The 14576-nt window shown below is 31.5% G+C and carries 14 protein-coding genes; 4 read left to right on the plus strand and 10 right to left on the minus strand.

Annotation, left to right across the window (positions count from 1 at the left end):
• Nucleotides 1-47: 47 nt before the first annotated feature.
• From AWN65_RS13965 to AWN65_RS13985, 5 genes are all read right to left on the minus strand, one after another.
• Nucleotides 48-746 (minus strand): zinc metallopeptidase, encoded by a 699-nt coding sequence (locus AWN65_RS13965; protein ID WP_060383690.1) that lies wholly within the window; start codon nt 744-746, stop codon nt 48-50.
• 126 nt (nt 747-872) lie between these two features.
• Nucleotides 873-2510, minus strand: a complete 1638-nt coding sequence (locus AWN65_RS13970) for a S41 family peptidase (protein ID WP_060383691.1) — start codon at nt 2508-2510, stop codon at nt 873-875.
• 64 nt (nt 2511-2574) lie between these two features.
• Nucleotides 2575-3324 carry a monofunctional biosynthetic peptidoglycan transglycosylase gene (mtgA, locus tag AWN65_RS13975; protein ID WP_060383692.1) on the minus strand — a complete coding sequence of 250 codons (750 nt, stop codon included), beginning with the start codon at nt 3322-3324 and terminating at the stop codon, nt 2575-2577.
• Nucleotides 3325-4437 (minus strand): NAD(P)/FAD-dependent oxidoreductase, encoded by a 1113-nt coding sequence (locus tag AWN65_RS13980; protein WP_060383693.1) that lies wholly within the window; start codon nt 4435-4437, stop codon nt 3325-3327.
• Complete coding sequence (locus AWN65_RS13985) at nt 4428-5579, minus strand: sensor histidine kinase (protein ID WP_060383694.1); 1152 nt, start codon at nt 5577-5579, stop codon at nt 4428-4430. Before AWN65_RS13985 ends, AWN65_RS13980 begins: the two co-directional genes overlap by 10 nt.
• Before the next feature lie 96 nt (nt 5580-5675).
• Between AWN65_RS13985 and AWN65_RS13990 the strand changes: the two genes are divergently transcribed.
• The 3 genes from AWN65_RS13990 (at nt 5676) to aat (ending at nt 7708) form a co-directional block, all read left to right on the plus strand.
• Nucleotides 5676-6548, plus strand: coding sequence for a flavin reductase family protein (locus tag AWN65_RS13990; protein ID WP_060383695.1), 873 nt, complete (start codon nt 5676-5678; stop codon nt 6546-6548).
• A gap of 15 nt (nt 6549-6563) precedes the next feature.
• Nucleotides 6564-6953, plus strand: coding sequence for a DUF3127 domain-containing protein (locus AWN65_RS13995; protein WP_060383696.1), 390 nt, complete (start codon nt 6564-6566; stop codon nt 6951-6953).
• 116 nt (nt 6954-7069) lie between these two features.
• Entirely contained in the window at nt 7070-7708 is a 639-nt protein-coding gene (aat, locus tag AWN65_RS14000) for a leucyl/phenylalanyl-tRNA--protein transferase (RefSeq protein WP_060383697.1), read from the plus strand.
• Nucleotides 7709-8073: 365 nt separating this feature from the next.
• Here aat and AWN65_RS14945 read toward each other — a convergent pair whose 3' ends face one another.
• The 5 genes from AWN65_RS14945 to AWN65_RS14020 form a co-directional block, all read right to left on the minus strand.
• Nucleotides 8074-8217 carry a hypothetical protein gene (locus tag AWN65_RS14945; protein ID WP_158447625.1) on the minus strand — a complete coding sequence of 48 codons (144 nt, stop codon included), beginning with the start codon at nt 8215-8217 and terminating at the stop codon, nt 8074-8076.
• Nucleotides 8218-8368: 151 nt separating this feature from the next.
• A complete protein-coding gene (locus tag AWN65_RS14005) occupies nt 8369-8635 on the minus strand; it encodes a hypothetical protein (RefSeq protein WP_060383698.1) in 267 nt (88 codons plus the stop codon).
• A gap of 237 nt (nt 8636-8872) precedes the next feature.
• Nucleotides 8873-11704: a leucine--tRNA ligase gene (leuS, locus tag AWN65_RS14010; RefSeq protein ID WP_060383699.1), complete on the minus strand. Its 2832-nt coding sequence runs from the start codon at nt 11702-11704 to the stop codon at nt 8873-8875.
• Between the two features lie 62 nt (nt 11705-11766).
• Nucleotides 11767-12522 (minus strand): phosphatase PAP2 family protein, encoded by a 756-nt coding sequence (locus AWN65_RS14015; RefSeq protein ID WP_060383700.1) that lies wholly within the window; start codon nt 12520-12522, stop codon nt 11767-11769.
• A 7-nt stretch (nt 12523-12529) separates the two neighbouring features.
• Nucleotides 12530-13531, minus strand: coding sequence for a phosphatase PAP2 family protein (locus AWN65_RS14020; protein ID WP_060383701.1), 1002 nt, complete (start codon nt 13529-13531; stop codon nt 12530-12532).
• Between the two features lie 123 nt (nt 13532-13654).
• Here AWN65_RS14020 and AWN65_RS14025 point away from each other — a divergent pair, with 123 nt between their 5' ends.
• Entirely contained in the window at nt 13655-14530 is an 876-nt protein-coding gene (locus AWN65_RS14025) for a cell division protein FtsX (protein ID WP_060383702.1), read from the plus strand.
• Nucleotides 14531-14576: the final 46 nt, after the last annotated feature.

A 14576-nucleotide genomic window follows, 5' to 3' on the forward strand; every position in this document is an offset into this window, starting at 1 on the left:
AAGTTTTTTACTTCTAAGGCATTTATAAATCTTTTACTTTTAAAAAATTAATCTCTCCTACCAAATACTTGCATTGCCCAGTACAACATAGAAGCTACTGCACCAATAGCTGCCACTAAATAAGTCCTAGCTGCCCATTTTAAAGAATCTTCTGCCCCTTCATATTCTTGTTGACTTACCATATTTTTGTTTTTTAACCAAGCTAGTGCTCGATTACTTGCATCATATTCTACAGGTAATGTAATTAACGAAAAAGCAGTTGCTATAGTCATTAAAGCTAAACCTATTAAAGCTACAATATATCCTATTGATAATCCTTTAGAAGCAATTCCTAAAATCAAACCGCCCATAATCAACCATTGAGATATAGAAGAGGATACATTTACCATCGGTACCATTTTAGAACGCATTGCTAACCAACTATATGCCGTTGCATGTTGAACCGCGTGACCGCACTCATGAGCCGCTACAGCCGCCGCCGCCGCATTTCTTTGATTATACACTGCTTCTGATAGATTTACCGTTTTATCTACTGGATTATAATGATCCGTTAATCTACCTGGTGTAGAAATTACTTTCACATCATAAATCCCATGATCATGGAGCATTTTTTCTGCAATTTCGGCACCACTTAGTCCATTTCGCAAATGTACTTTTGAATAATACTCAAATTTATTTTGTAAACGGTTACTTACCAACCAACTTATAAGGGCAATACCTCCAAGTAAAATATAATATCCTATCATGATTTTATTTTTTTAATAAAACTACAAATTTTAAGCCATTTTTAAAGAATGTCAAATTGACATTTATTTACAAAAGTAATAAAAGTTCCCCATTTTGATTTCTTATAATAGGCAAACGAATCTTTTTTATTTTAATAAAATTTGTTTGTACTGTACTGAGTTGTTTAACAAATCAGTAGCTTTTCTTATAACGCTATTATTTTTTGCATAGTATTGATAAAGACCTTCTTTATATTGGTACCTTTTGATGAGTTCGTCTTTTAATAAATTTATAATTTCATTTTTATTCTTATCTAATTCTACCTCATCTGTTTTCTGTAAAGCTTGTTGCAAAGCCTCATATTGGGTTTTAATTTGCCCCTCTATTTTTTCTTTTTTAGCTTGTTCTAAAACGGATTTAAGAGCTAAATCGGTTTTAGTATCAAACGAAAATTTTTGTGATTTCAAGTAATTTTTAAATTCACTAAAATCTGTATCTCCTAAGTTTGGGATTGAATTACCTAAATTTGGATGTTTATAATAGTATTGATTAGCATACATAAAAATAGCATCTCCTCTAACTAAAGCATCAGTTATAGTACTCGTTTTACTTTCTTCTAGTTCAATATCAGGTTGAATACCTCCACCATCATATACTGTTCTTCCTTTGCGTGTTTTAAAAGCATTGTAATTTTTTGCATCTGTACGTATAGCTTTACCATTAGCATCTTTTTTTGAATAATCTAATGCTTGAATACAACGTCCTGATGGTGTATAGTATCTAGAAATCGTTACTTTTAGTTGCGTACCGTATGTTAAATCAATAGGACGTTGAACTAATCCTTTACCAAAACTTCTAGAACCTATGATTACTGCTCGGTCTAGGTCTTGTAATGCGCCTGAAACAATTTCACTTGCGGAAGCACTTTTACCATCTACAATGATAGCAAGAGGAATATCTAAATCTACGGGTTGCTTAGATGTTTTGTAGATGTTATTGTGTTTTTCTATTTTAGATTTTGTGGTTACAATGATCTCTCCAGCGGGAACGAATAAATTGCATATATTGACTGCTTCGTGTAAAAGTCCACCTGGATTACCTCTAAGATCTAATATGATTTGAGTGGCTCCTTGATCTTTTAAATTTTCTAATGCTTCGCGTGTTTCGCTGGAAGCTTTTGCATTAAATTGTGAGAGTACGATATAACCTGTTTTAGAGTCAGCCATACCATAATAAGGAACTGCTTTTACATCTATTTCATCTAAAAGTAATTGAGTCGTTTTGAGTTCATTATTTCTTTTATATTGTATGGAAATTTTGGTATTCTTACTCCCTTTGAGTAATTGAGATACATCTTCTTTAAAATCAGAAAGGATGACATCATTAACTTGAATGATTTCATCACCTGCTTTTAAACCCGCTTTGTCTGCAGGATAACCTTTATAAGGTTCACGTATATAAGTTTTACCTTCTTTTCTGGTAATCATGGCACCTATACCTGTATATTCACCTGTATTATTTATTTTGAAGCGAACTACGTCAGCTTCATTAAAATAAACAGTATAGGGATCTAATTCAGCTAACATACTTTTTATTGACTTATCCATTAATTCAGCAGGATTTGTTTGGTCAACATAATTCATATTAACGGTTTTAAATAAGGTTGTAAAAATTTCAATCTGCTTGGCTATTTCAAAAAAATCTTCTTTGAAACTAGCTCCTACAAACAAAAAACCTCCTGCAAGTACAGGTAAAATATATCTTTTTTTTATGGATAGACTCATAATATATGGTTTATTAAAACACTTTATAATTACTTAAAGGAACTAGAAAAATTATCTTTAATTTTTAATATTCTAAAGTTCCTATATGACGCATTACACGAATGGTTTTATTTTTTCTTTTTTCAACATAGTTAGAAGATCCAACGGCTTTGTATTTTCTTGGACTTGGTAATATGGCTGCTATTGAAGCAGCTTCGTATTTTGTGAGGCTTTTAGAGCTTTTGTGAAACCAGTATTGACATGCGGCTTCTGCTCCATAAATACCATTTCCCATTTCGATGCTGTTTAAGTAAACTTCCATAATGCGTTTTTTACCCCATACTAATTCAATCAAAACGGTATAATAAGCTTCTAATGCTTTACGTAAATAACTACGTCCTTGCCATAAGAAAATGTTTTTGGCTGTTTGTTGTGATATGGTGCTTCCTCCTTTTAATTTTTTTCCTTTTAGATTTCCTTTAAATGCTTTATTCATAGCAGAAAAATCAAATCCGTTATGTTGAAGAAAAAGACCGTCTTCGCTAGATATAACGGCTTTTTGCAAATTAAGGGATAGATCATCAATGGGTACCCAATCATGTGAAAAGATAACTTCTTTACCAGCTGCTTTATTTTCTATTGCTCTTATTATCATTAAAGGAGTAAAAGGTACTGGTATGTATTTAAATAAAAATACAAAAGCTATAGAGATTACATTAAAATACAAAAAACACTTCCATAAAAATAATTTAACCTTAGTCATAAAGGTAGACGATGGGGTTTTAGATTTCGTTTTTGTATTTGTTTTGTTATTTATATTTTTTTTTGTTGTCATTTATATTAAATCAGCTAATTCTTGTCCTATTAAACTTCCTATGGCAATACCCATGCCTCCCATTCGTACCCCACAAAAAACATTTGTTGAAAGCGATTTTACTATTGGTTTTTTATGAATGCCTATTCCCATAATACCGCTCCAACGATGAGCAATGGTTACTTTAGTTTGTGGCAAAATTACGGTTTTTAATAATTCTTCCAATTTGTTTTGTATTAAAGCTGTTTGATCCATTGAAATAGTGGTTTCGCCTATAAAATCTAAATTTCGTCCTCCTCCTAATAAAATACGATTGTCTATATTTCTGAAATAATAATATCCTTTATCTAAATGAAAAGTACCCTTTATTTCTAAATTGGGTATAGGTTCAGTTATGAGTATTTGTGCCCGAGCAGGTTTTACTTCACCATTTGTCAGATTTTCAGCAAATCCGTTGGTTGCAAAGAGTAGTTTTTGCGTTTTAAAAGTATACCCCTCTAATTCTACTTCTACTTCATTCCCTAAGTCTACATAATTTTTAACCGTTTGATTATTTAAAATGAGAATATTACTTTCAAAACCTTTTGTTAGTAATGCTTGCATCATTTTACCTGTATCTATTTGTGCCTCAAATGGATTAAAAAGGCTATATTTTTTTATGTTTTTAAAGTTAAAACGATCTATTTGTTTTTCAAAAGTATCTGTTTTAAACAGGGGACGAAGAAGATCATTTATAAATGGCATTTTTTGTAGACAGTCTTCATAACAGTCTTCATTTTCCGATAAAAATAGTTCATACCCCCCATAGTGTTTTAAATCAATAGAAATATCTCCTAAATTTTTACGCAATAGTTGTAAGCCATTCCAACGTTTTTTTACAAGTTGAATAACTTCTTCTTCTGTATGTATTTTTAGATCATCTAGAATCTCTGATAGAGAACCAAAACAAGCGAACCCAGCATTTTTAGTACTAGCTCCTTCTGGGAGTTTGCCTTTTTCTAAAACAAGTATTTTACTGTTAGGAAATCGTTCTCGCAGGCGTAAAGCTGTATGCAAACCTACAATTCCACTACCTACTATGGTAAAATCAACGGATGTAAACCAATTTTTTATTTCCCAGTAACTTAGACGCATTTTTTATAACTAATTTGAAAGATCGTTCCTTTATTAATTTCGGAATGTAAAACCTTTATTTTTCCTTTATGATATTCTTCTACTATACGTTTGGTTAAAGATAATCCAAGTCCCCAACCTCTTTTTTTAGTTGTAAAGCCAGGTTCAAATATTTTTTTGAAATGACTTCTTGGAATACCTTTACCTGTATCGGATATTTTAATTTTAATATGATTATCTTCATCTGCTATCATTATATCTATATCTCCTCTACCTCGCATAGCATCTATAGCATTTTTTACTAAATTTTCTATTGTCCAGCTATGCAATGTAGGATTTATTTTAGCAAACAATTCTTGTTGAGTCGAAAAAAACTGAAATTTTACCTGTCCTTCAAATCGGGAAGCTAAATAATCGTATACTAATTTCGTTTCTTCCACAATATTTTTATTTTCTAAATTAGGTTCAGAGCCTATTTTAGAAAAACGTTCCGTTATGTTTTGAAGTCTAAAAAGATCTTTTTCAATTTCAGAAACGATAGTATCATCTACTTGCTCAGCTTTCATAATTTCGACCCATCCAATTAATGATGAAAGCGGTGTACCAATTTGATGTGCTGTTTCTTTGGCCATACCCGCCCAGAGTTTACTTTGAGCTGAAATTTTATTAGTTCGATAATAATTATAAACTAAAGCACCAAATAAAACAATAATCGTAATCAATGCCATAGGATAATATTTTAGTTGGCTTAATAATGCCGAGTCCATATAATACAAATAGCGACGTTTTCCTTTGTCGTATTCAATATTAATTTTGTTATTAGCTTGTTTAAACTGGAAAATAACATGTTTTGTTTTCTTAGGGCTCTTAAATAAAGCTTCGTCTAGATTGGTAAAACTCAATATACTATCTTTTTCATCTAATAGTATTGTAGGAATGGTTTCATTATTAGTTAATATTTGTAAAGGCAAATCTACTTCTGTTTCATCTGTTGCATTTTGTAATGTTTTTTGAGCCGTAGCCAAAAGTTCCATTTTATGACGCTCTTCTTTTCTAAAAATTTGCATCAAAGTATAAGTATTCCACAAAATAAGGCTAATAATTAGGAAAGAAAATCCTACTAACAGCCAACGAATAGAATTATTTTTATTAGTAAAAATCATTATTTATGCTTAAGAGTCTAAATATAATAAAAGTCTATTTTCTTTACTTTATTTTATAGCTTCTTTTCTTATTTTTGTTTAAAAACCAATTTATAAATGAAAAGTTTCATTCCTACTGAATTATCTACCCCACAAGTTCAGTCTTATTTACAAGGGGCTATTGCGCCAAGACCCATTGCATTTGCTAGTACGATAGATGCACAAGGTAGACCTAATTTATCTCCTTTTAGTTTTTTTAATGTTTTTAGTGCTAATCCTCCTATTTTAGTCTTTTCTCCAGCCAGAAGAGTAAGAGGTAATACAACTAAACATACCTTAGAAAACGCATTAGAAACTAAAGAAGTGGTTATAAATGTTGTAAATTATGATATTGTACAACAAATGTCGCTTTCCAGTACGGAGTATGCTGAAGGAATAAATGAATTTGAAAAAGCGGGTCTCACGGCATTATCTTCTGATCTTGTAAAACCATTTCGTGTTGCCGAATCACCCGTACAATTTGAGTGTAAAGTAAATGAAATAATTTCATTAGGCACAGAAGGAGGTGCTGGTAATTTAATAATTTGTGAAGTTCTAAAAATCCATGTAGATGAAACTATCTTAGATAAAAATGGGATGATTGATCAACATAAAATTGATTTGGTAGCTCGTTTAGGTGGGAATTGGTATTCGCGTTCTAACATGGGTTTATTTGAAGTACCAAAACCTTTGATCTCTTTAGGAATTGGAGTAGATGCAATTCCTAGCTTTATTAAAGAAGATTCTTTTTTTACAGGAAATGATTTAGGTATGCTAGGAAATATAGAAGCTTTGCCAAAAGAAGAAGAAATCCTTATCTTTGTCCAAGAAAACAATTTAATTAAAGAAGCTTTACAGGCTAATAATCTTATAAAGATCAAAGAATTAGCTAAAGAGTATTTAAAAAAACAAGACATACTTTCGGCATGGAAAGTGCTGTTAGCAAAATAATTAATACAAGTTATCATGGAAGTTACAGGAAGAATTAAAATGATTAACCCTACACAAGAGGTTAGTGCATCTTTTAAAAAAAGAGAGTTAGTAGTTACAACAGAGGAGCAATATCCACAACATATCATGATTGAGTTTACTCAAGCAAAAGTAGATGATTTAAATAACTTCCAAGTGGGAGAACAGGTAAAAGTATCAATTAATTTACGTGGTCGCGAGTGGATTAATCCGCAAGGAGAAGCTAAATATTTTAATACCATTCAAGGATGGAGAATTGAAAGAGTTCAACCTATGCAGGCAACACAACCTGCTATGACTCAACAAATGCCTCCAATGCCCGCAGCACAAGCTTTTGAACCAGCTCCTAGTTTCAATGAAGAAGAACATGACGATCTTCCTTTCTAATTTAAAAAACAAAAAAATAAAGACAAAAAGTCATTCAGTATGTAAAATATTTGAATGACTTTTTAGTTTAATAATATCTTTGCTCTTTTTTCCTTTTATTATTTTTCTAATAAATTATGTACTTTATAACTAAAGAATTATATTTTCCACCAATAGAAGAAACATCAAAAGAAGGTGTACTAGCAGTAGGTGGCGATTTATCGCCTGAACGATTATTATTAGCCTATAAAAACGGTATTTTTCCTTGGTTTGATGATAATGATCCTATTTTATGGTGGTGTCCACCTCAGCGTATGGTTTTATTTCCTAATGAATTTAAACCCTCTAAAAGTATGCGAAATGTAATAAATAAAGGTATTTTTAAAATTACTTTTAATACGTGTTTTCGTGATGTAATGATTAATTGTCAACAAATTTATCGTCCAGACCAATACGGAACCTGGATTACAGACGAAATGATAGATTCCTACACATATTTGCATGAAATAGGAAAGGCAATGTCCGTTGAGGTTTGGCTAGGAAAGGAATTAGTAGGTGGATTATATGGTGTAGATATGAATCCTATTTTTTGTGGTGAAAGTATGTTTTCTCATGTGAGTAATGCTTCTAAAGTGGCTTTTATTGCGTTAGTAGATTATCTAAAGGAAAATAAATACAAACTATTAGATTGTCAAATATACAACGATCATTTAGCTTCTTTAGGATGTTATGAAATACCTAGAGAGGACTTTATAACACTTTTAAAAGAGAAATAAAGGGAGTCTATAGAGATAAATCTGGGGTTATAAAATTATATACAAATAAATATTCTACTAGAGGTCTTAAGTAATAAAAAAGGCTGTCCTCAATTAAAAGAAGAAATTCAAGAATATATTAACTATTATACCATTTAAACTTTGAAATTTCCTCGTAATACTTTTTTTAACCTTGAGACTGTCCAAAAAATTCGCAATCTTGTCATCCTATGTTTGCACAGGGAAGTTTTTTGAATATTTTATAAATTTATTTCAACAGAAGAAAGAGAAAGATAAAAAGCTAAATTTTGTCATTGGTCAAAAGACTCTTCGCAATACTAGTTCCTTTCTCTCTCTGCTTTTGAACTTGGACAGTTCATTTAGAGTTATTTGCATTTTTGATTCGCCTTAGGCTTAAATCCTAAAAAATCTCCAATATTTTCTGAATATAATGTATCTAAACTACCATTATTATTTATTTCTTTTGATATTAATTCACATAATTCTATGTCTTGAATTCTAAAATTCAATGCTTTTACATTGTTAATTACATAAGAATATAAAGCTTGGTTATCCCCTTTTACAACACTAGAATTTGGTTATAAGTAAAATCTATATCTTTTCTTCTATTGTTTGAATCAATTATTCTAACAACTTTATCATAAAGAACTTCAGAGTCAATTATCTCAAAGTTATTTTCTTTATGATAAAAAGTTGTTCGTTTGAAGTTTGATTGTCGGACTTATTCCCATTATAAAGAAAATACAATTGATGCTTAATTATAAATCCTCGTTTTGTTAAATCCTTATATTCTTCAATTTTAGATGAAAGATCTTTAGAATTAGGTAATTCATTTCCTTTTAGGAAAAACTCCTCAAAATTATCTTTGAATTTATCTAACTTTCCTTGTTCCTGTTTTTTAGAGTTTTTACATTGAAAAACATACATTATACATTGAAGCCATTTCCTTCAAAATAAATTCCATCAATTCTACCATCTTGATTTAAACTTTTATTATTATCAGGAGTTAAAATTAAAATTTCATTTATAGACTTCATCGAAAGATTTATCTAATACAACTGCAATAGAAAACACTTCAAACGCATCATCAATTGAAATTTCAAATTGTTTAGAAATTTTTTCTAAATACCCTCTAATAAATAAATCTTTCATCCTTCCTAATATTTATCCAACCAAGTTAATAATCTTTCCTGGAACGATAATCACATTTTTAGGTGTATGTCCTTGTAATTGTGCTTGTGTACGTTCATCTTTCATGATGATTTCTTCTATTTGTTCTTTGCTTAAATCTAGTGGTAATTTAATTTTAAAACGCATTTTCCCATTAAAAGAAACTGGATATTCTTTTTCGCTTTCTACTAAATATTTTTCTTCAAATTTAGGGAAAGCTACCGTTGCTATGGAACCTTGGTGTCCTAACGCATTCCATAATTCTTCAGCAATATGGGGTGCATAAGGCGAAATAATTACTGTCAATGGTTCTAAAATAGCGCTATGATGGCATTTTTGTTGCGATAACTCATTCACACAAATCATAAATTGAGAAACCGAAGTATTAAATGAGAAATTCTCAATATCTTCAGTTACTTTTTTGATGGTTTTATGTAACGATTTGTACATATCTGCCGTTGGTTCCTCATTGGTAACAATACTTCCATTGTCATCAAAGTACAATCTCCATAATTTCTTTAAGAAACCATAAACTCCTGTGATACCAGCTGTGTTCCAAGGTTTAGCTTGTTCTAACGGACCTAAGAACATTTCGTATAAACGTAGGGTGTCTGCTCCGTATTCGTTACAAATATCATCTGGGTTGACTACATTATACCAACGTTTTGACATTTTTTCTACTTCGCGACCTACAATATATTTTCCATTTTCAGTAATAAATTCAGCTTCTTTGAATTCAGGGATCCAATTTCTTAATTTTTCTAAATCTATTTCATCTGAAGCATTAACGATATTTACATCTACACGAATTTCTTCTGTTTGATATTCAGATTTTAAATTTTTAGAAACATACTGATTTGTTCCAGAAATTCTGTAAACAATTGCACTCATTCCTAAAATCATCCCTTGATTGATTAATTTTTTGAAGGGTTCTTCTGTAGGTGCAAAACCTCTATCTTTTAAGAATTTGTTCCAAAAACGAGAATATAATAAATGCCCAGTAGCGTGTTCGCTTCCACCTATGTATAAATCGACATTTTCCCAATATTTTAAAACATCTGAACTTGCAAATTCATTTTCATTAGACGCATCCATATAACGCATCCAGTACCAAGACGAACCTGCCCAACCTGGCATAGTGTTTAATTCTAATGGAAATATGGTTTCGTTGTTAATTAACTGATTACTAACTACTGTACACTGCACGCTATCCCAAGCCCAAACCGAAGCGTTTCCTAATGGTGGTTGACCATCTTCTGTTGGTAAGTATTTTTCTACTTCAGGCAAAATGATTGGTAAATGTTTCGCTTCGATCATCTGAGGCAATCCATTTACATAATACACAGGGAAGGGTTCACCCCAATAACGTTGGCGAGAGAATACCGCATCACGTAAACGGTAATTTACTTTGGCTTTTCCTGCTCCTATTTTTTCTAATTCCTCAATAACTTTCTTGGTTCCAGATTTGTAATCTAATCCGTTTAAGAAATCTGAATCTACTAATTCGAAACCAGATTTTTCAGCAAAAGGGCCAGCCTCCCCCGACCCCTCCAAAGGAGGGGAGGTAAGACTGAATATATTTTTAATTGGAATATTAAAATGTTTTGCGAATGCGTAATCTCTTTCATCTCCAATTGGTACTGCCATTACTGCACCAGTCCCGTATCCTGCTAATACATAATCGCCAATCCAAACGGGAATTGGTTCTTTGGTAAACGGATGTTCCGCATACGCACCTGTAAATACCCCCGAAATGGTTTTCACATCGGCCATACGCTCTCTTTCTGAACGTTTTGCCGTTGCTTCAATATAGGCATCTACCGCGGCTTTTTGCTCAGGAGTCGTAATTTGCGCAACCAATTCGTGTTCAGGAGCTAATGTCATAAATGTTACTCCAAAAATCGTATCAGGACGGGTAGTAAATACTGGAATTCTGAATTCTGAATTCTGAATTCTGAATTCAACGTGCGCACCGACCGATTTTCCAATCCAGTTGCGTTGTGATTCTTTCAACGATTCGGTCCAATCGATAGTATCAAGACCTTGTAATAATCTTTCTGCATAGGCAGAAATTCGCATTGACCATTGGGTCATTTTTTTACGAATTACAGGGTGACCACCACGTTCTGAAACACCGTTTACAATTTCGTCATTTGCCAAAACTGTTCCTAAAGCAGGACACCAGTTTACTTCGGTTTCGGCTAAATAGGTTAATCGATATTGTAGCAATATTTTTTGTTGCTCTTCAGAAGTATATGATTTCCAGTCATCAGCCGTAAACACAGCAATGTTATCATCACAAACCGCATTAACATTTGCATTTCCTTCTTTTTCAAAAACAGAAACTAAAGTTGAAATATCTTCGGCTTTATCAGAATCATTATTATACCAGGAATTAAACAATTGAATAAAAATCCATTGGGTGTGTTTGTAATAATCAGGATTAGAAGTACGTACTTCACGATCCCAATCGAAAGAAAAACCTATTTTATCTAATTGTTCACGATAACGAGCAATGTTTTCGCGAGTTGTCTTTTCTGGATGTTGACCAGTTTGGATAGCATATTGTTCTGCTGGTAAACCAAAAGAATCATACCCTTGTGGATGTAATACATTGTATCCTTGATGGCGTTTATAACGTGCCACAATATCAGAAGCGATATATCCCAGCGGGTGTCCTACGTGTAATCCCGCTCCTGAAGGATATGGGAACATATCTAATACGTAGTATTTTGGCTTATCCGAATTATTTGATGCAGCAAAGGTTTTATGATCTGCCCAGTACTTTTGCCATTTGGCTTCGATGTCGTTGTGAAAATATTTCATATTATTTCTTATTTGGGTATAATGCCAAATGATTTTTAGTTTTAAAATAAATAATTAAAAGTTTAATCAAGTTTTCCAATGAAACCTAAACCGTAGGTTTTTTCATTTAAAATAGGATAAGCAATATAGCTCATTCTTTTATCTTTTTTTGTTTGATCCCATTTAAAAGGACTCCAATAATGCACTACAATAGCGGATGCCATTCCTATACCTGCACCTGCAGCAACATCGCCAGGCCAATGACGTGTGTTAGCTACTCGTAATACTCCTGTAGCAGTTGCAAATAAAAAACCAGAGGCTGCATACCATTTATTAGAATCTTTATATTCTAAATATTGAAGCATGGCATTTGTAAAAGCGGTTGCCGCATGTCCTGATGGGAATGAATTTTTAGCAGATCCATCAGGACGTAAGTCTCCTACAGAATTCTTTAATCCGTGTACAATAGCAGCACTGATAGCATTTGAAACGATTTGATTTGTAATTATTTGTTTATATCCGTGCTTACTTTCAATGCCTATGGTTTTACCACCTAAGGTTTGAACAATAGGAATATACTGTATATAATCATCAATTTTGGTACTAAAAGAAGTGCCAAATAATTGATTTTTAAAATCTAATAATTGATTACGCCAAGCTGGATTACGTAAAATAACACCAGATACTATTAATGCAGTAGGAATAATCATTTTCTTCATTTTAAAGGTATCATAATGATCTACCTTTTTTCCATGTATTGTATCTATTATTTGTGCAAAACTAGAAAAAGTGCATAAATAGCTTATTAATATACAATAAATTAATTTTTGTTTTTTCATAATCTATCTAAAAAGTAATGGATAATCCTAATGTTTTAAAACCAGCCTTATTGGAACCAATGATATTCATTTCGTATTTAGGCTTGTTTAATTGTAATCCTATGTTTTTATTTACATCTTTAAATCTTCTTTTGGCAATATTTTTACCAGAAAAATATCCTATCAATAAAGCTAGAGGATAATCTGAAATCCAATGTACTTCACTTTGAACCATCTGAAAACACATACCTGCTATTAATGTATATCCAACAGGTTTAATCCATTTATAATCTGGATAATTGGTCGTAATCACGGTTAAAGCAGACATAATTGTAGTAAGATGTCCAGAAGGCATAGCATCATAATGAGGGGTAGATTTTGAATAGGCTGAAAAACTAGGAAAAGGATTCCAGTCGCCTCCTGGATTACCATTTTCACGTGCAATGAATGGACTTTCGCGTCCTGTAACTCGTTTTAAAAATTGAACATACACCCCTGATAATGCTAAACTTTCTATTAAGCCGCTGGCGGTTGATAACGCTCTATAGTCATTATTAAACAAACCAAAAGTTGTAAATCCAGCTGTTAGTAATATAACTGTAGTACCATTTCCTATTAGATAAAAACCAGCGCCAAGATTTTTAGGGATATTCTGTAACGGCCCAAATTTACCATATATATTATTAGAACTTAATCCTATACGATCCGAAAATTCGCGTGATGAATTTGTGATTGATTGATCAAACGGAACTAAAAGAGCTGTACTTGCAACTGCTCCTCCTAAATACCAAGCATGATCTTTAGCAATAAAGTCTTTGCTAGTAGTAATAAAATCCTTTGGTAAAAAAGTAATGGCATCTAAAATTCGAGGTTTGTTATAAATTCGACTCGTATTTGGATTGATTTGATAAGACTGTGTTTTTTCTTCTGTTTCAAGTTTATCGGTTTTGATTCCTACTAAAGTATCTTTACTTTGACAGAATAAACTTAGATTTAACAGTAAACAACAATAAAAAGCTATTTTTTTCAACTCTTTTAAATTTTTTAAGATTCTTGCAAATTTACATTTATTATAAGAAAGTGGAAACTTTGAGCATTATTAACTTTACATAAAGAAAATCTTTGTTATTTTTACCGCAAATAAATATACTATATGAGTTCATCTTTTGATAAGTTTCAAAAACGTCGATTAATTACATCGTACTTTTCAGTAGTACTAAGTGTTGGTTTGGTACTCTTTATGTTAGGTTTATTGGCGTTATTTATTGTTAATGCTAAAAAATTGTCAAATGATTTTAAAGAAGGTATTACCATGACCGTTTTCTTTAAAGATGATGCTAAGGATACCACATTAACAAAATATGGAGAAATGCTCAAAGAAGCTAATTTTGCCAAAGATTTTGTTTTTATATCAAAAGAACAAGCCGCTAAAGAACATGAAAAAACATTAGGAGAAAATTTTACTGAATTTTTAGGAATGAATCCGTTAAAAAACTCTTTTGATATTCATTTACGTGCTGACTATGTTGAAAACGATAGCGTAGCTAAAATTGAACGTAAACTAAGAGAAAATCCATTAGTAGCGGATATTTTTTATGATAAACAATTGGTAAAAATGGTAAATGAAAATGTTAAAAAAGCTAGTATGTGGATTCTGATCATAAGTGGTTTTTTAACGGTAGTAGCGGTTTTATTAATTAATAGTTCTTTGCGTTTATCCATTTATGCTAATCGTTTTATTATTAAAACTATGCAAATGGTAGGAGCCACGAAATCATTTATTAGAAAACCATTTATATTAAGAAGTATAAAATTAGGTATCATAGGAGCTGGCGTTGCAATTATAGCTTTATTAGCTTTATTGTTTTATATAGATGCTATTTGGCCAACTTTAGGAGTATTTAACGATATATTTTCTATTGTTTTTATTTTATTAAGTGTATTCGGAATAGGAATCTTAATTACTTGGCTAAGTACTTATTTTGCTACACAACGTTTTTTAAATTTAAGAACGGACGATTTATATTAATTTTTTAAATATTAATTTTAGAGTTTAGTCAATCAACTCTATTTGT

It is taken from the genome of Flavobacterium covae (genome assembly GCF_001534645.1).
Lineage (GTDB): Bacteria > Bacteroidota > Bacteroidia > Flavobacteriales > Flavobacteriaceae > Flavobacterium > Flavobacterium covae.